We start from the raw sequence: 16,870 nt of genomic DNA, 5'->3' as shown, positions 1-16,870 counted from the left end.
AGATCATTACCCTGTCCCTGAAGCAAGGATTCACATGTCAAAAGAAGACCTGATCGAGTTTACCGGCACCGTCATGGAACTGCTCCCCAACGCCATGTTCCGCGTCACGCTCGACAACGAGCACACCATCCTGGCCCATACCAGCGGCAAGATGCGCAAGAACCGCATCCGCGTTCTGGCCGGTGACCGCGTGAACGTTGAAATGACGCCGTACGACCTGTCCAAGGGCCGGATCACGTTCCGCTTCAAGTAAGACCGTCCGCCGCATGACCTCCTCCCCGTCTTCCGCAGAAGGGTCATCCGGCCTTCCGGACCGTCCGAAGCTCGTTCTGGCCTCCGCCTCCCCGCGCCGCCTGAGCCTGCTGGAACAGATCGGCATCGTGCCCGACGCCGTCGTCAGCGCCGATATCGACGAAGAACCGCGCCCCGGCGAACTGCCGCGCCCGCTTGCGCAGCGCCTCGCCCGCCAGAAGGCGGAGCATGTGGCCGCGCAGCGCACGGATGCAGCGCTCGTCCTCGGCGCGGACACTGTGGTTTCGGTCGGCCGCCGCGTGCTGCCGAAAGCCGAAGACGAAAAGACGGCCCGTGCCTGTCTCAGGATGCTCTCCGGCCGTCGCCACAAAGTGCTGACAGCCGTGGTCCTGCGCCCGAGCGCGGGCTGGTCTCAAGGCACGGCCTGCGAGCGTCTGGTGGAAACCTCCGTCATTTTCCATCGCCTGACGGACGCGCAGATCGACGCTCTGATCGCGCAGGGGGACTGGCAAGGCAAGGCGGGTGGCTATGCCATCCAGGGTGCCGCAGGGGCCCATATCCGCCAGATCGGCGGCAGCTATTCCGCCGTCGTAGGACTGCCCCTGTTTGAAACTGCCCAACTCTTGCGCGGGCAACCGGTTGGTAAACTCTCGGGTGGCTGGATCGCATGACCGAAATCCGCGCAGCCTGTTCCCCAGGCGAAGTGCGGATTGCCGTCACAGACCATGACACGCTGCTGGACGCCGCAATCTGGCGTCCCGGCTGCCCGGATGGTCTGGAAGACTGGCATGTCGTCCGCGTCCAGAAGGGCACCCCCGCTTTAGGGGGTGCGTTCGTCCTGCTCGAAGACGGCCAGAGCGGCTTTCTCTCCACTCGTGAAGCCCTGATCGAAGGCTCTCTAACCGCAGCCCGCGTCAGCCGTGCCGCCCAGAACGGCAAAGGCCTGCGCCTGCGCCGAGCGGACATGCCTACCGAGGCACCTTCCGCACCCAAACTGCTCGAACGCGGACTAACCCCGCTCGACGAGCTGGCGGACCGCTATCCGGATGTTCCGATTTTCGTGGATGATCCGGGAATTGCTGCAAAACTGCCCCTCCGACTGCGCCCGCGCCTTCAGCGCTGCCAGCAGGCCTTCGACGGCGCGCTTGAAGCCGATTTCGACAGTCTCGGCAGCCCCGAGGCCGATCTTGGCCTGCTGACTGCCAGCATTTTCCCGACCCCAGCCCTCATCGCCATCGACCTCGACAGCGCTTGCACCCCGGACTTCAAAGGCAATGTCGCAGCTTTCCCCGAGCTGGCACGGCAGATCCGCCTGAGGAACCTCTCGGGCACGATTCTGGTGGACCCGGCAGGTGTGAAAACGCGCAAACGCCCGGCTCTGGTGCCGTTCCTGCGTGAGGCTGTCGCAGGCGACCCCCTGAAACCGGACATCCTCGGTGCAACCCCCTCCGGTCTGCTGGAACTGACGCGCCCGCGCCGCCGCCCCCCTTTGCATGAACTCCTGTCCTCCCCACATGGACAGGCACTTTCCCTTCTCAGGACGATCCTGCGTGAAAACCGGCCCGGGCAGACGCTGACCGCCTCGATCAGCCTCGTCACGGCGCTGGAAAACGACCCCGACGCCCTGGCGGATTTCACGTCCCGCCGCGCCCGGCCGCTGGATCTTGTTCTGGACCCCAATGCCCCACCTGCAAGCTGGAGCCTGTCATGAGCGATTCCACCTGCCCGATCTGCCATCGCCCCACCGATGCGAAGTTCCGCCCCTTCTGCTCACGCCACTGCGCGGATGTCGATCTGGGCCGCTGGTTCAGCGGGACCTACCGTGTTCCGTCCTTCCGTCAGGACAATGAGGAAGAACAAGACGAATATCGCGACGGGGAGGGTTGATCCCGCCGCGATCATAAGCTACACCCCATTTCCGCAACGGGATTATTCCTGAAGCTTCGGTGCCCAAGTAGCTCAGTTGGTAGAGCATGCGACTGAAAATCGCAGTGTCACTGGTTCGATCCCGGTCTTGGGCACCATTTATTTCCTGAAAATTACCAGAATCTTTCCGCTTCTCTTCCTAAGAGCAGGCGTACTTTTTCGCGCAGTTGTTCGCCGCGCAGCCTTTTGAAACGGATCGACGTCCTCATTCAAGCGGACACTGAAAATCCATCCAGACAGTGTTCAATCTTCGTGAGCAGCAAATTTATCCACGCACGTGCGACTACTCATTTTGGCAATAATCAAAAAGGGTTTTGAACCTTTCCATTATTGCGCGTGGAAGATTTACGCCACGCACACAGACTGGTATCATGAGATTAACACATTCTGCTGATTTCAACATCAAGACTGGTGGTTGAAGTTATTACTGGAGCCAGCAGCCCTCTTATGATTACCTCGCCCCGATCCCTGCCCTCCCCGTCCGGAACCGAAAAGAACGAGCCACGCTCACCAAGGGTCGCTCTTTTTACGATCTGTTCCAATAATTACATGCCTGCCGCCCGTGTTCTTATGAAATCGGTTGCAAAATTACATCCGGAATTTGAACTTTTCATCGGTCTGGCAGACAAGATAGTTGACTGGGAGGGTCTTTACGAGGGACCGGCATCAATTATTGAAGCGCATACGCTCGATATTCCTGATTTCAAGACATTTGCATTTCAATATGACATCATGGAATTCAATACGGCCATCAAGCCGTTCCTGATGGAACACCTTCTTGTAGAAGGCGGATTCGATCGTGTGTTCTACTTCGATCCGGATATTCTGCTGCTTAACAGGCTAGATCTGCTGCTCGAACATTTTGATGAAGGCGCTTCACTTCTCCTGACGCCGCATCTGCACCGGCCGGCAGAAGGTGATTCCGATCCCAACGACATCACGATCATGCGGGCAGGCGTCTATAATCTGGGCTTTCTGGGTGCGTCCCGATCAGCAGAGACACTGGATGTAATCCGCTGGTGGATGAGACGCCTTCACCGCACCTGTATCAACGCCCAGGAACAAGGCATTTTCGTAGACCAGAAGTTCATGGATCTGGCGCCATGCTTTGCCCCCAACACGCATATTATCCATAACCGCGGGATGAATCTTGCCTACTGGAATCTGGCTCAGGTCACGTTCAGGCAGGAAAAAACGACGTGGACCGCCGGTGGTGATCCCCTCGTCTTCTTCCATTTCAGCGGCTTTGATCCACGCCATCCGAACTGTCTCAGCAAACATTGCCGTCACTTCCGGACGGACATTGCGCCGGCCCTCCGCAATCTTCTCGATCAGTATTCCGAGCTTCTTTTTGCGGCAGGCTACGGTAAAATTCCCGCAGCGCTTTATGCGTATGGATCTTTCCGCAGCGGCACCCGAATTCCTGAGCACGTGCGCCGTATGTTCAGGGAATTCACACCCGACTGGCCGTCAGATCCTTTTGAGACCTATGAGGCGTATCTTCATCAGCCTTCGCCAAAAGGCAGCCTGGACAGGGAAAACCTCATATTCACCAATTTCCAGCACTACCTCTGGAATTTTTTCGACAACCAGCGTCTCAACCTTGATCCAGAGCGGGCTGATCACCTCACGAGTCTGACCCACTGGTATGTCAAGAATGCCCGTTCCGAACAGAGTCTGGATCACCGGCTCATTGAGCCCGTTGCATGCCGCTTCGGACAGGTCAGCCCTCCCCGGCCAGTCAGCATATCTCATAAGTCGGCCGGTCGTCCTGACGTCTCGGTTGTAGGTTATCTCCAGACGACCAGCGGCGTAGGAACTGTCGCACGACATACTCTCCAGAGTCTGTCCCATTCGGGACTGGCTGTTGAAGGTGTGGATGTCGCCTTCGGAGTTGTGTCGGACCGGTCGGACATAAGCTGCGTCCATCTGCTGAACAGCCGGGTTCGTGGTCGTATCCAGCTGTATGCCAATATCAATGCAGACCAGCTTCCGGCTGTTCTCAAGCATCTTCAGTCCGTCACGGATCCCGGCTACAGAATCAGCATGCCGGCCTGGGAGCTGGAAGAATTTCCAGCAGAGTGGCTGGCCGCATTTGATGGGGTTGATGAAATCTGGGCCCAGACCCGCTGGATCCAGCGGATGCTCGCAGGGCGACTGGACAAGCCGGTTGTCTATATGCCGGTTGCCCTGACGCTTGATCTTCCGGTGGCGCAGCCGCGGGTCCGCTACAACCTGCCTGAAGAGACGTTTCTCTTCTACTTCTCGTTTGATTTCCTGTCTTTCATCGAACGAAAGAACCCGGAAGGCATTGTCGCGGCATTCCGCCAGATGCGCCAGCGTCACGGCAGCTCCAGACGCGCGGCCCTCGTCATCAAGACCATGAACGGCAATTTCGCAAAAGACCGTGAAGCCGCTTTCCTTGAACTGATCGGTGACGACCCTGATATCATTCTGATCAACGGAGTTCTCTCCCGGGCAGACACTCTTTCCCTGATGACGTGCTGTGACTGCGTTGTCTCTCTTCACCGTTGTGAGGGGCTGGGACTGGTTGTTGCTGAGGCCATGGCCCTTGGACTGCCCGTCATCGCAACTGACTACGCAGCAACAACAGACCTGGTTTCACCGGCCACGGGATATCCCGTCGGATATCGCCTTGTTCCTGTCAAAAAGGGCGAATACCCCTTCGGAGAGGGTCAGAAATGGGCTGACCCGGATATCGGACATGCAGCATGGCTGATGCGGCACGTCATGAATCATCCCGAAGAAGCACAGCAGAAGGCCATTGCAGCCCAGCAGTTCATTCAAACGAACTACAACGCTCAGACCGTCCTCAAGCGACAGATGCAGCGTTTTGCCGAGCTGACGAAAAAGGCCTGAGCTCTCAAGAAGAAAAGAAGTTTTTATGTCCACCAGAAATCACGTGCAGACCAAGAACGCCCCACGTCCTGGGCAGAAAAACAGAACAGCTCCACCCTCCGCTTCCCTGAAGACCGGCGCTCTCGAACTGGCACAGGAAGCGCGTTCCCGCGCCGAGCACGAAGCGTCTTTCCTGAAAAATGAGGTCGAGAGACTTCATACGTCGATTGCCCGCCTTCAGGAACGCTGTGAAGATTACGCCATGCGTCTGGCGATGGCCCATGGTGGCCGGGAAGAGCTGATCCATCTGCGTAGCCGGCTGTTTGATACGTCGCATGATCTGGATATTCCCAAGACCCATCCTGATATCGTGCCCAACAATGTTGCAGACCAGCTTCGCCTGCTCGTGGCAGAGCGTGATGATGCCCGCATGTGGCTGGATGCGGTCCGCCGGTCCACGTCCTGGCGTATTACCCGCCCCTTCCGCGTGGTCATCCGTCTCCTGAAATCGCGTTTGCGCACCTGAATCTGAACCCTTGATGCCCGTACCTTCCTCCCGTTTCCGTCCTTCCAGCATCATTGCCTCTGTGGGTCAGAAAATATTTCTGCCACTTCTGGCAGCCTTCATCTGCCTGATCAGCTGGTGCCAGGACGGGCATCATCCCACAGCGGCACTTCCGGGAAATGGGTGGTGGGGAGATTATGATCAGTCCCACTACATTCACGCGGCCCTGTCTTTTGCAAAAGGGCAGTTCTCGTCAGCCGAACAATGGTACCTTCCGCTCTATCCGGCGCTCGCTGTTCCCGGAGTGTGGCTTCATCTTCCGGATCCTTTTCTACCGCTCAATCTGATCTGCCTGATGGCATCCGTCTGGATTTTTGGGGCTTTGACGAAACTTGTCTTTCCCGAGGCTCCAGCGTCGTCTGCCTTGGGGATGCTGGTCTTTCTGGTCTGTGAAATGGGGCCGCCGAGTATCAGGCAGGTCTGGAGCACGCCCTGGACAAGCACGCTCGCAGTTCCGTTCATGTTGCTTGCAATCCTGTACTGTCTGTACTGGATCCGAAATCCAAAGCCTCTTTTTGCATTTGTCACGGGCCTGTCCACAGCCATCGTGGGCGGCGGACGTCCCGTTGATGGAGCACTTCTGCTTGGCGTGTGCGGCGGTGTGGTCCTGCTCCATCTCATGCTGCAGCGCAGGGGACATCGCACGTCACTCATGACGTGCGTCCTAGCTGTTCTGGCACTGGGTTGCGGTGTTGTTGCCGGCGCGCTGCCCACCCTGATCCTTTATCTGGCGGTCTGGGGAGCTCATCTGGCGCCTTACATCGTCAGCTCTCAGGCCGTTGGCTTTGATGCAGCCCTGCTCCCGCTGCACTGGGTCGAGATCATGATCGCTCCAGAACCGGCTCTGCCTTCGGGCTATGGAATCATTCAAAGCCTGCCTTTCGTACTGACCGGCCTAGTCGGAGTTATCTTTGCAAGCGCAGCATATCGCCGGCCTGTCGATCTGCTTGTTTTTCTGAGTGTCAGCAGTTCCACCGCGCTTTATCTTGCTTACCGGGACCTGCACGCTCCGGGGATCTGGGCCTTCCATAACATCCATTATTTCAAATGGAGCCTTGGTTTTCTGGGCCTCTACAGCATCGTCCTGTTGCGCTTTCTGGTCTATAATCCACGCTTCATAATCGCTGTCATACCGGCGATGCTGTTTCTGGTGTGCTGGCGTGCCGTTCCCGTTTCATATGGCCCTCACGGACATCTGGAAAATGGCCATACTGCGTCTTTGACGATACCCAGCCTTCAGGCCATGGACACGATTACCATTCCTGCCACTGGCGCACCGGACCAGATGTATTTCGGCACACATGCATTATGGATTGGCACACATCAGGTGCTTCCCATTGCCGATTTCAAAGCTTTTCCCATTCCGGGCGGTATGATGCTTCAGCCCCTTCGGACATGGCCGGCAGGGTCTTTATCCATTACTCCCGTAGATGGAATTACGTTTACGGGCCTGCCTGAGCCAGGCCGGATCGTCCTTGAGCCCGGCATCCCATGCTGGGGCAAGCTGGGCCCTTGGACATGCTCTGCCCGGACCATGCTGCCGCCGGTTTCACTACCTGCTGGTGAAAACATCATCCTGACATCCCCACTGGGACAGCAGGCAAGCACAGCGGGCTGGCTCGGAATTGAGCCCGAAGGTAGATGGGTCGATAACAGGACAGGAACGCTACGCTTCCGCACCCCTGTCCACTCCAGCATTGTCCTCACTGTGGACGCCAATGCCCTGTGGAATACTGGTATGCGTCCCATGAAATTTTCCATGACGGGGCGAAAAGGAAATATCTGTAGCTGGACCTGGAAAGACGGTGAACGGCACCATTTGGAATGCGCAGTTCCGGCGGAAGACGTCGCAGAGGATGGAAGCGTGACGCTCAACCTCAATGTCAGCACGCCGCACCCGCCTTCAAGTATTTTTCTAGGATCGCAGGATACAAGGGAGCTCGGCCTGTTCGTCCATGATTTTGGGTGGAGACCCGGTTGAACCCAAACGGAGCTGTATCATGGGGCTCTGTTTTGCTTTTTATAAGGATATCGCGGATACAGAAGCGATGACCTTCAATCCTGTTGCGCAAAATATCTGAAAATGAACCTTCCTGATACTCTACGCGTCGTGGTCCTCGTTCCCTGCTATAACGAAGAAACCGCCATACCTCTGGTCATCAGGGACTTTCAGGCCGCTCTTCCTGACTATCCCATCTATGTCTATGACAACAACTCATCAGACAGGACAGCGGAAGTAGCGCGCGCCGCCGGAGCTATTGTCAGAACAGAGACGATGCAGGGAAAGGGCCATGTCATCCGACGTATGTTCGCTGACATCGAAGCGGATTTCTATATCCTTGTGGACGGCGATGCGACCTATGAAGCAGCTGCAGCCCCCCGGCTGCTGGAATGCGCATATCAGGGCGGATTCGACATGGTGAACGGCGCCCGCGTTACGGACCGGGAAGCAGCCTATCGGCGCGGACATGTTCTTGGAAACCGTGTTCTTACGGGGCTGGTGACAGGTGTTTTCGGCCGCCGTCTCTCCGACATGCTTTCTGGCTATCGCGTTTTTTCACGCCGTTTTGTGAAGTCTTTCCCCGCGCTGTCAGCTGGATTTGAGACGGAAACCGAACTGACCGTTCATGCTCTTGAACTCGCCATGCCCATTGCGGAGGTCCCGACGACCTATATCGAGCGTCCGGCCGGATCGTTTTCCAAGCTGCGGACCTATCATGATGGTTTTCGAATTCTCACAACCATCGTCAATCTCGTCAAACAGGAACGGCCGCTGTTGTTCTTTACACTGCTGTGCGGCCTGTTTTTCCTCGCCGGAGTAGTACTGGGAATTCCGGTCGTCCTTGATTTCCTCCGCACGGGACTGGTCCCGCGTTTGCCGACAGCCGTTCTTGCAACGGGACTTGTCATGTTGTCTGCCCTGTCGGCTGCCTGCGGCCTGATCCTTGATACGGTTGCATTGGGTAGGCGCGAAATGAAGCGGATGGCGTATCTGAATTACCCCGCTCCGCCACGGGCATAAAAAAGGGGCCGTAAGGCCCCTTTTTTACAACTCGTTACTGTGAACGATACACCAGTTCTGAAAACTTTCCGGTCCTGACCGATAGGGGTCAGGAAAGGCCATCTGCAGGTCTTTTCTATCTCTGTAGATCAGGCGCTCCGGACGACTGATGAGAGTGCCGTTTTCGTAGGTACCATAATACCAGTATTTAGGGGGCACCTCGGCAGGCTGTTGCTTCTGAATAGCTTCCCGATACCACCGCAGAAGCTCAAACAGGGCAATACTTTCACTTCCATACCGCTCCAGCATGACTTCACCCGCCGTATCCACCTTTGTGAAGTGGAAAAAGCGCAACGGCGCATCGGCCGCAAAAATCTGGCCGTTGCCATCAATCCTGATCGGCCTGTGACTTAGATTCCAGCTTGCCACATTGTATCCGGGATCCCGCAGAATGGCTGGATTTTCAAAAAAGGCCGGAATCAGATCACACCATTTCTGGTCTGTAAAAAGTCCGTTTTCAGGATCATCCCGACAGTAGACCAGCAGCCTGTCGCGCCACCATTCAGCGATACGACGCCCTTCCGGCACATTGGCAATCGCCATGAAACCCAGATTATAGATCCCGTGCTTGAGCGAACCGATCTCGTTATCGACAATTCCCTGCGGATGTATTTCTGGTTCAAGCTGGTGAGGTGTCAGAACGACCGGATGGTTTTTCAACAAGTCCATGACATGTGTAAGTGGATTGAAGAGAGCGATATCCGGGTCGATGTAAACCACACTGTCAGCATCCGGTTTTTCCAGAAGCCGACACAGCATTTTCCCTTTCACCGCCGTAGAAAGCTCGACAATATTATGCCTGAACATCCAGGCCGGCAAATCGGGAATGCCCAGTTTCGTAACAGGAACCACTTCGTCGAATACATCCCGGTCCACTGCGGGGTCAAACCCAGGTGGCGGAACGTCGCAGAGACAGAGGCAGAAGACCCAGTCCGGATGATGTTCGCGGACAGTTTTTGCCAGCACACGAACACGACCAAGATAGGAATAAGTAGCGCTTGTAAAACAGTAAACAGTCATTGCGCGGCCTCCGGCACGAGATACGCAAACGTACAGGGGCGGATCACAAGATTTCCTGTCGTTCTCCGGGATTTTTCAACCAGAGACGTTATTTCGCCTGTGGTGAACAGCTCCGTGAGTTCTTCATCGTCACGAACAACATACCCGATGCCGTCTCCTGAAGAAGTCAGGAGGTCTTCGACATTCCCACTTCCTTGTGGCGCGAGAAGAAAGGCCCCTGCTGCGATGGCTTCGTAAGCCGTAAAGCAAAACGTTTCCGGATACAGAGACCAGTTTACGATGATGTCGATCCCATTCTGAAGAATGCACTTCTGCATGGCATCACGATCAGCCTGCGTCACTGTGGCGGCCAGTGATGTAACATTCACAGCATCCTGGGACGTCGAACCAAGATAAAAGAATTCATACCGCTGATCTCCCAGAAGCTGCGCTGCCAGCTTCCGGTAAACATCCCATCCCTTATAGAAGACAGGCGTCCCGATAAATCCAATTTTCAGGACATCGGGGCTCTTCCTTTTTCCCACCGGAACCCTGGCCGTGACGGAAGCATGTTCCTGAACAGACGCACTGCTGACAGGCAAATCTGTTTTCTTCTGCCAGAAAGAGAGGGTGTATCGCGAAGGCGCAAGGACTTCAGGGTGAAGTGCTTCGAAAAGCATTCTGATCCTGGGAAGATGCGTCTCTCTTTCTTCGCCATATGCGCAGATCTTACATGCAGGCGATGTCGGTGCAGGAGCATTGCAGAAAGCGATATCGTTTCTCATCAATGCATAAGACGGACAGATCGTGAAAAAATCATGCAGCCAGAAAACGCTCTTCTGCGCGTGCATTTCCTGCGCAATGACAGGAATACATTCTGGAACGACCCCCAGAAGATGGTGAATGATCAGATGTCGGTGAGGATAGTGACCGTGCTGTGTCGCCAAAACCTTCAACAGCGTGTCGACAGCCACCCGTCCGATGTACTCACCGTTCAGGGACGCAACAAATTCTCCCTGATGCAAGGGAGCAAGTGTGGAGATGGCACGGGCTGGAAAAAGATGCAGATAAGCCCATTTATGGGAAGAAAAAGCCAGAGCCTCATCACGAACGCAGTTCTGCACGCCTCCTGGCACCCGACGATAATCATCATGGCTGATTGAGACGATCAGCCCAGCATCCTGATCATTTTGCTTGCGAGCGCGCTTTAGAAAAGAGGCCAGATACCATTCATCAACAGCTTTTTCGCGCTCCGGAAGCTGCCAGAAAGGTTTTCTGTCCTGAACAGCACGACAGTTCCTCAGAACAGCCCGCTCCATCGCGTGGGGCTGAAGACTGCGCCGGATTTCTGTGGCCGCATGTAGTCGGTAATGCAGAAGAGGGTTGATGCCCGCTGCAGCAACATCCGGATTTGCCCAGAAATAATATCCGACGTCGAACCGCGAACTCGGATCGCGTCCTTCTTTCCATCCAGAAGTCATGAAGTGACGGAAAAGGTCGTCATCATTCCCACGAACATCAGGATTGCGGCGGCGATAAAATTCCGGATCAAAGTCAGCCGCGACAACTTCCATACCGGGGGCCAGCACATCATCCAGCGCACTCGGCATCTCCATTTCCTCAATCGAGGGGAGGCCCGGACGTCCTTCTGCGCGACCTGACATGACATAGTGTTCAAAGGGATTGAGAGAAGCGGTACTCACATCCGGATTGCTATCCAGATAGAACCGGGTATCGAATTCAGCAGAGGGATTATAACCTCGACGCCAGCCTGCTGTCATGAAATGCGTAAAAGCATCCTGGTCAGATGGAACGCTTCCCGGATGTTGCTGCCGATAATATTTCTCATCGAAGAGAGCCCTCAAAGCGTCTTCCTCAAGCGGCAAGGCTGACGGTTCCACTGAAGCTTCCGGTAAGGGCCTTCGCCCTTCGCTATGTCCGGTCACGATAAAGTGTTCAAGCGGATTGAGATCTGCCTCAACAACATCAGGATTGGTCTGCAGATAGAACAGCGTATCAAATCCGGGAGAGGGATTTCGTCCTTCTCTCCAGCCAACGGACATGAAATGTTCGAGAGGGTCAATTCCTGCATCCCGAACGTCCGGGTTGGCTTCCAGATACCAGCAGGCATCAAACATGTCTGTAAGGAGAGGCAACTGGCATCCGATCTATGAGTTGGAGGGGACAGGGAGTAGCTGACAGACTTGCCGAAATATGTATATTTAACATCTAACCGAATCAAGAATTCATATGACCAGAACCGCGTTTTCTTCCATCACTGATACCGAAACACGCTACGGGAAACTAAAAGTTCCTGATCTAAAGCATGATCTGATCGGTCGTTTTCTTGATTATTATGGAGAATGGGCCTTTAACGAGGTCAGGTTCTGCGCGTCTCTTCTTGATGATGGTGCACGGGTTCTTGATATTGGTGCGTTCATCGGGACGTTTGGGTTGGGCGTAGCTTCCCTTCGCCGCCTGACGTCACTATGCGCGGTGGAAGGCAATCCTGAACTTATTCCTTTCCTGAGCGCAAATATCGCTCTTGCGGCGCATCATCCTGAGATCTCCGTCATCAACGCTATCGTAGCCCCGGAAAACTATGAGGTTCATGGCCATTACGGGCAGGATGAAAATCTCGGCTCAACGTCGTTTGTCTATGATGAGGCCATTGCGGATATCCCCGACGACGTGCCAGCCAAGGCGACATCAACTCTCACCAGACTGCGTCAGGAAAAAGGCCCTTTCGATCTTATCAAGATTGATGCTGAAGGAATGGAATATGCCATTCTTGCAGATGACCGGGATTTTATTGCGACTGGAGAGTCCTTGATCTGGATCGAATGCAACGAGGAGAAAACGTCACTCGATTGTGCCGATCTTCTCCTTGGTCTTGGTCTCAAACTCCATTATTTCGCATTCCCTGCCCATAATTCCGATAACCACCGCGGGCAGACGGCACCCCTTATGCCATGGGCTTATGAAGCGGGTCTTCTTGCGAGCCGGGACCAGTCCATTCCTGAACTGGATGAGACCCTGTCCCGCAATCTGTGCATTCTGAAGAAAATTACCAGCCGTGAGGCGCTTCGGCGCGCTTTATGGGAGACCCCGCGTTGGGCCCCTGCAGAATGGCCAATGACAGCGTCCGGAATTTATCTTGCTGCGCTGGCAAGCCGGCAGGTGCTGAAACAGTCCTACGAAAACTTTCTTGGTGATCATACACAGGCGGAAGAGGCTGTGTCTGAGGGGACACCTCACCTAACATCGGAACCGGACACACAATTTTACGATGAACAGCAGAAACGTCTGGATAAAGCCGAGGAAAGCCTCGAATTTGCACGAAAACTTGCCTTGGAACGACTGGATGAGCTTCACAAGGCAGATGCTCATGTCCAGGACCTCGAGACAGCCCTGAATGAAGCCAGAAACCTGCTACAGGACGCCCGTCAGACAGAAGCCAATATTCGAAGTCAGCTGAAGCAGACCGAGCAGGGGCTGCAACAGGCACAGGATCTGGCTTTTGAGCGTCTCAGTGCTTTGGAAAAGGCTGAACAAAGCCGCCAGGAAGCAGCCCAGACCGAAATAAATCTTTGGAAACGTCTGGAACAGACTGAGGCGGGGCTTGCAGAAGCCCAGAAGTTGGCCTTTGAGCGCCTGGATGCGCTCAATAATCAGGAGAAATAAAAGCACCCAAGGCCGGTTCGCTTTCCAAAACCCTCATTGCCGGCGAGATAGATACGTTTTCGGGACGGCACGTAAGCGCATCCGGACGCAGGTTTTTTTTCAGAGCAAACGAGAAAATCCTTCTTTCAATGCATCTGACTGAAGCCTGCCACGTTCCTGCTTTCAACGTTGGTCTGTGTAACGTCTCCTGAGACCGCACTTTGCACCAAGCGCATGAAAGGTACTGAACATGTCCATCAACATCAGCCGTCGTGGCGTCGCCCTTGCAGCAGTCCTTTTTGGAGCAGGTCTTGTCGCAGCTCCTGCAGTCCGGGCTGAGGACACGCTGGGCACCCCGGTCGGACACATCACGCTTGCCGCTCATTCTGCTGACGTCGGCGTCGGTTATACCTGGGGTGACGGCACTCTGACCTATGGTCATCACACCTATCACTTCAAGGTTAGCGGTGGGAACATCGCTGCGGTCGGCTACTCCTCCCTGAAAGCCGAAGGTCCCGTCTATAACCTGAAGCATCTGCATGATTTCGACGGCAGCTACGGTGCGCTTGCCGGAGAGGCAACGCTCGATAAGGGTCTGGGCGGCGCTGTCCTGTCCAACAGCAATGGCGTGCGTATCAAGATCGAGACGGCAACCCAGGGTGCTCGTCTGGCTGCAGGCGCACAGGGTCTGACCTTTACGCTGAGCAAGTAATCTGGTGTCCTCCTGCCGCAGCCTTCTTCCGGAGAAGGCTGCAGTTACAGGTCGGACACTTCCCCCGCGTGCCCGTCTCTTCCGGATTTTTCGCGGGGGAGCGGAGCATGACCTATAATGGATACCAATATTCTTGTTCTCTCCTTCACAGAGCAGAGCAAGGCATTCCAGGCGTTTTCCGAACTTCGGGAACGCGCTGAGGACCAGAAGCTGGTTGTCGCCAACGAAGCCGTGGTTGAGCGCGGCACGGACGGCAACATCATCATCCATGACAACTGGGCCAACGGCTCTTCCGGCGAGCAGGTTCTGAACGGAACACTGCTGGGATCGCTCGTCGGGCTTCTGCTTGGGCCGCTGGGCGTGCTGCTCGGGGCATCCATGGGCGCGCTTGTGGGGTCCAGCCTGTCGGTTGAGGATGCGGCAATCCGCAGCAGCCTTCTGGCACAGATTGCATCTGTTATTCCTGTTGGAACGACGGCCGTGATTGCGACGGTTCAGGAATATGGGCCGCAGGTCGTGGACGATCTGGCCGGGTCTCTGGGGGCTTCGCTAGTTCTACGTCGTCCGATCGAGGCCGTGGAGCGCGAGGTTCTGGCCCAGCAGAAGGCACAGGTTGCCGCAGCAACGGAAGCCGAGCGGGTTCTCGTTCAACAGCATTCAACCGAATGGCACGAACGCATGGGCGAGTGGCAGAAGCAGGTCTCGACCAGCCTTCATAATCTGAAAAACCGGATTACAGGCGGCTGAGATCGGGTTGCTCCACCTCTGAAGCCATGATGCGGGCCATCGCGACAACCGGTGTTGCGATGGCCCGTTTTTTATGAGCCACTTGTCCGCTGAGGCAGTTTTGCGTTTTCCTAAAGCGCGGTCGGGCGGTCCATGGTCTTGCGCAGCGGATAAAGCGCCAGTTCCTCGATTGTCGCACCGGTATTGGTCGCCTGAAGGCCCAGCGTCGTCAGTGGATTGGCAGGGAAGACCAGAGCGGTGGCGACGGAAAGACCGTCATTGGCGAAAAGCTCCAGCGCACAGGCATCCAGCACCAGTCGCAGGGAGAAGCGACGGCTGTTGGCGATCAGGGGCGTGGAGAAACGCTCCGTGAAGAAGGGCTGGGAGAAGCCGTGCAGATCGCCACGGTCGAGCCAGAGCTGGCTTGAGAAGGCATCGAAGCCGATGGAGAGGGATTCTCCCTGCCCGTTCGAAATTACAATGACGAAGCGGCCCGCGCGGCCCTGTTCGCCGTCCGGCTGCGGGTTGCTGCGTTCATCGACGGTGACGGTCAGGAGCAGTTCGATGGCCGTGCCCGTGGGAAGCGCAACCTGCACGCCACTCTGGGCCGCGATACGGTCCACCTTGAACGGGATCTTTTCGCCCCGAAAGGCTTCGAGTCCATAGGGACGCTGCACCAGACGCAGCCAGTTCATTTCATCCCGGCGCAGGGACATGCGCCGCGGCAAGGTCATGAGACCGCGCCAGCTCCGGTTCGGGACTTCCTCGCAGTATTGCCAGTTGCCGAACCAGGCGAAATAGACCGCCTTGTTGTCCGGCATGCTGTCATAGACCTGCATGGCGTAGCTGTCCTTGGCGAAGTCCGTCAGACCGATCACGGTATTGTCGGGCGTAAAGCGCTCGCCGTCGAAATCGCCCACGAAATACTGCGTGACGCTGCCGCCCAGCGGACCGCCCGGATTAACGGAAACGAATAAGACCCATCGGCTGCCCTTCTCATCGCCCTCGATGTCGAGTTCGATCAGGTTGGGACATTCGTAGTCCACGCCGAACAGGCCGGCAGGACCGAAGCTGCTGAGATGCATCCAGTGCAGCAGATCAATGGAGCCGTAGAAGAGCACCTTGTGGGCGCGTGAGCTGACCACCACCATGATCCATTTTCCACTGGACTCGTGCCAGAAGACCTTGGGATCACGGAAGGAATTCACGCCGATATTCAGGATCGGGTTGTGGTCGTAGTCGATGTAATGCTGGCCGCCATCGGGGCTCCAGGCGATGTACTGCGTCTGGCTCTGCGGCGTGGCGCGGGTATAGATCGCGACCAGGCCACCCGGCATCGGCGGAAGCTTTGGTGCGGGCGGCGTGGCATGAACATCCGAGCCGATGGGCGGCGCATAGACCGAACCAAACGGCGCCGAGGCACTGGGGCCGAGCGACGGCATCCGGTCCGGAGCGAAAGGTGTGTCGGACGTGGTTTTCTGCAGTTCCGGCGCCAGCGCCTGCACGGCCGCCTGCGTCGCGGTCGGGATTGCTGGTGTGGCGGGAGTTTCGTCCAGTTTGTGGGGCGGGAAGAGGCCCGAGACGTTGTTGCGGTCCAGCACGACGCAGCCGGTATAGGCCTCGCCCGCCGCAGTCTGGTCGATGGCGATGGGCTGGTCCTGCCAGGTGTAAAGATCCGTGCTGGTGGCGTGGCCCCAGTGGACGCGTCCGGCATAGGGAGCGGTCGGGTCATACTGGTAATAGAGATGATAGGTCTGGCCGTCGAAAATCAGGCCGTTGGGGTCATTCATGAAGCCGGTGGGCGGCGAGAAATGAATGGAAGGGCGATAGAAATAATCGCTCTGGGTGCGGATGACAGGCTTGTTATTTGCGCCAGGCTGATCGGCGGGCTCGATATGCGCATTGCTGGGCTGATGGCCGTGGGACGTGAGCGCATCTTTGGGCGGTTCAGCGGCGGCGTTCGCCCTGCCGGTCAGACGCAGGGTTCCGGCGACGGTTCCCGCGGCAAGAAGGGACGTCAGGGCACGTCGGCGGCCCGGCGCTGGCAGGTCATTATGGTCTGTCATGGAGGGCAGGATACATGAGATGCCCGTTTTCAAAAGGCTGG

At 56.4% G+C, this 16,870-nt stretch carries 14 protein-coding genes and 1 tRNA gene; 12 read left to right on the top strand and 3 right to left on the bottom strand.

The annotated features are described in order from the left end of the window. Positions 1-34 precede the first annotated feature (34 nt). The 9 genes from infA (at position 35) to JK202_RS09800 (ending at position 8,624) form a co-directional block, all read left to right on the top strand. Entirely contained in the window at positions 35-253 is a 219-nt protein-coding gene (gene infA / locus JK202_RS09840) for a translation initiation factor IF-1 (protein ID WP_007282896.1), read from the top strand. A gap of 13 nt (positions 254-266) precedes the next feature. After that, positions 267-923: a nucleoside triphosphate pyrophosphatase gene (locus JK202_RS09835; RefSeq protein WP_211560590.1), complete on the top strand. Its 657-nt coding sequence runs from the start codon at positions 267-269 to the stop codon at positions 921-923. Beyond that, positions 920-1,963, top strand: coding sequence for a ribonuclease E/G (locus JK202_RS09830; RefSeq protein WP_211560587.1), 1,044 nt, complete (start codon positions 920-922; stop codon positions 1,961-1,963). Before JK202_RS09835 ends, JK202_RS09830 begins: the two co-directional genes overlap by 4 nt. Continuing rightward, the gene (locus JK202_RS09825; protein ID WP_211560584.1) at positions 1,960-2,139 is read left to right on the top strand and encodes a DNA gyrase inhibitor YacG; all 180 of its coding nucleotides are present in this window, start codon (positions 1,960-1,962) and stop codon (positions 2,137-2,139) included. Before JK202_RS09830 ends, JK202_RS09825 begins: the two co-directional genes overlap by 4 nt. Before the next feature lie 61 nt (positions 2,140-2,200). Beyond that, positions 2,201-2,276: transfer RNA gene (locus JK202_RS09820), tRNA-Phe, on the top strand. A gap of 634 nt (positions 2,277-2,910) precedes the next feature. Beyond that, entirely contained in the window at positions 2,911-5,058 is a 2,148-nt protein-coding gene (locus JK202_RS09815) for a glycosyltransferase (protein ID WP_211560582.1), read from the top strand. A 25-nt stretch (positions 5,059-5,083) separates the two neighbouring features. Beyond that, positions 5,084-5,563, top strand: a complete 480-nt coding sequence (locus tag JK202_RS09810) for a hypothetical protein (protein ID WP_211560580.1) — start codon at positions 5,084-5,086, stop codon at positions 5,561-5,563. A gap of 13 nt (positions 5,564-5,576) precedes the next feature. Next, a complete protein-coding gene (locus JK202_RS09805) occupies positions 5,577-7,583 on the top strand; it encodes a hypothetical protein (RefSeq protein WP_211560578.1) in 2,007 nt (668 codons plus the stop codon). Positions 7,584-7,685: 102 nt separating this feature from the next. Continuing rightward, positions 7,686-8,624, top strand: a complete 939-nt coding sequence (locus JK202_RS09800) for a glycosyltransferase family 2 protein (RefSeq protein ID WP_211560576.1) — start codon at positions 7,686-7,688, stop codon at positions 8,622-8,624. A gap of 24 nt (positions 8,625-8,648) precedes the next feature. Here the strand turns inward: JK202_RS09800 and JK202_RS09795 are convergent, their stop codons facing one another. Next, positions 8,649-9,683, bottom strand: a complete 1,035-nt coding sequence (locus JK202_RS09795) for a hypothetical protein (RefSeq protein WP_211560574.1) — start codon at positions 9,681-9,683, stop codon at positions 8,649-8,651. Then, positions 9,680-11,818, bottom strand: coding sequence for a hypothetical protein (locus JK202_RS09790; protein WP_211560573.1), 2,139 nt, complete (start codon positions 11,816-11,818; stop codon positions 9,680-9,682). Before JK202_RS09790 ends, JK202_RS09795 begins: the two co-directional genes overlap by 4 nt. A 94-nt stretch (positions 11,819-11,912) precedes the next feature. On the opposite strand from JK202_RS09790, the gene JK202_RS09785 reads away from it, so the two are divergent. The 3 genes from JK202_RS09785 to JK202_RS09775 all read left to right on the top strand — a co-directional run bounded on the left by JK202_RS09785 (position 11,913) and on the right by JK202_RS09775 (position 14,784). Beyond that, on the top strand, positions 11,913-13,346 hold the full coding sequence (locus JK202_RS09785) for an FkbM family methyltransferase (protein WP_211560570.1): 1,434 nt from the start codon (positions 11,913-11,915) through the stop codon (positions 13,344-13,346). A 229-nt stretch (positions 13,347-13,575) separates the two neighbouring features. Next, on the top strand, positions 13,576-14,037 hold the full coding sequence (locus JK202_RS09780; RefSeq protein WP_211560569.1) for a hypothetical protein: 462 nt from the start codon (positions 13,576-13,578) through the stop codon (positions 14,035-14,037). Between the two features lie 117 nt (positions 14,038-14,154). Beyond that, positions 14,155-14,784 (top strand): DUF1269 domain-containing protein, encoded by a 630-nt coding sequence (locus JK202_RS09775; RefSeq protein WP_211560566.1) that lies wholly within the window; start codon positions 14,155-14,157, stop codon positions 14,782-14,784. Positions 14,785-14,894: 110 nt separating this feature from the next. Here the strand turns inward: JK202_RS09775 and JK202_RS09770 are convergent, their stop codons facing one another. Further along, positions 14,895-16,829 carry a glycoside hydrolase family 32 protein gene (locus tag JK202_RS09770; RefSeq protein WP_249199912.1) on the bottom strand — a complete coding sequence of 645 codons (1,935 nt, stop codon included), beginning with the start codon at positions 16,827-16,829 and terminating at the stop codon, positions 14,895-14,897. Positions 16,830-16,870 lie beyond the last annotated feature (41 nt).

This window comes from Gluconobacter sp. Dm-62 (assembly GCF_018256155.1).
Lineage (GTDB): Bacteria > Pseudomonadota > Alphaproteobacteria > Acetobacterales > Acetobacteraceae > Gluconobacter.
Note: the sequence above shows the minus strand (reverse complement) of the source record. Positions and strands in the feature narration are given on the sequence as shown.

What these genes read in the sequence shown, in the direction of transcription:
- infA (WP_007282896.1), top strand. Translation starts at nt 35, where the DNA reads ATGTCAAAAGAAGACCTGATCGAGTTTACCGGCACCGTCATGGAACTG.
- JK202_RS09835 (WP_211560590.1), top strand. Translation starts at nt 267, where the DNA reads ATGACCTCCTCCCCGTCTTCCGCAGAAGGGTCATCCGGCCTTCCGGAC.
- JK202_RS09830 (WP_211560587.1), top strand. Translation starts at nt 920, where the DNA reads ATGACCGAAATCCGCGCAGCCTGTTCCCCAGGCGAAGTGCGGATTGCC.
- JK202_RS09825 (WP_211560584.1), top strand. Translation starts at nt 1,960, where the DNA reads ATGAGCGATTCCACCTGCCCGATCTGCCATCGCCCCACCGATGCGAAG.
- JK202_RS09815 (WP_211560582.1), top strand. Translation starts at nt 2,911, where the DNA reads ATGGAATTCAATACGGCCATCAAGCCGTTCCTGATGGAACACCTTCTT.
- JK202_RS09810 (WP_211560580.1), top strand. Translation starts at nt 5,084, where the DNA reads ATGTCCACCAGAAATCACGTGCAGACCAAGAACGCCCCACGTCCTGGG.
- JK202_RS09805 (WP_211560578.1), top strand. Translation starts at nt 5,577, where the DNA reads ATGCCCGTACCTTCCTCCCGTTTCCGTCCTTCCAGCATCATTGCCTCT.
- JK202_RS09800 (WP_211560576.1), top strand. Translation starts at nt 7,686, where the DNA reads ATGAACCTTCCTGATACTCTACGCGTCGTGGTCCTCGTTCCCTGCTAT.
- JK202_RS09795 (WP_211560574.1), bottom strand. Translation starts at nt 9,683, where the DNA reads ATGACTGTTTACTGTTTTACAAGCGCTACTTATTCCTATCTTGGTCGT.
- JK202_RS09785 (WP_211560570.1), top strand. Translation starts at nt 11,913, where the DNA reads ATGACCAGAACCGCGTTTTCTTCCATCACTGATACCGAAACACGCTAC.
- JK202_RS09780 (WP_211560569.1), top strand. Translation starts at nt 13,576, where the DNA reads ATGTCCATCAACATCAGCCGTCGTGGCGTCGCCCTTGCAGCAGTCCTT.
- JK202_RS09775 (WP_211560566.1), top strand. Translation starts at nt 14,155, where the DNA reads ATGGATACCAATATTCTTGTTCTCTCCTTCACAGAGCAGAGCAAGGCA.
- JK202_RS09770 (WP_249199912.1), bottom strand. Translation starts at nt 16,829, where the DNA reads ATGACAGACCATAATGACCTGCCAGCGCCGGGCCGCCGACGTGCCCTG.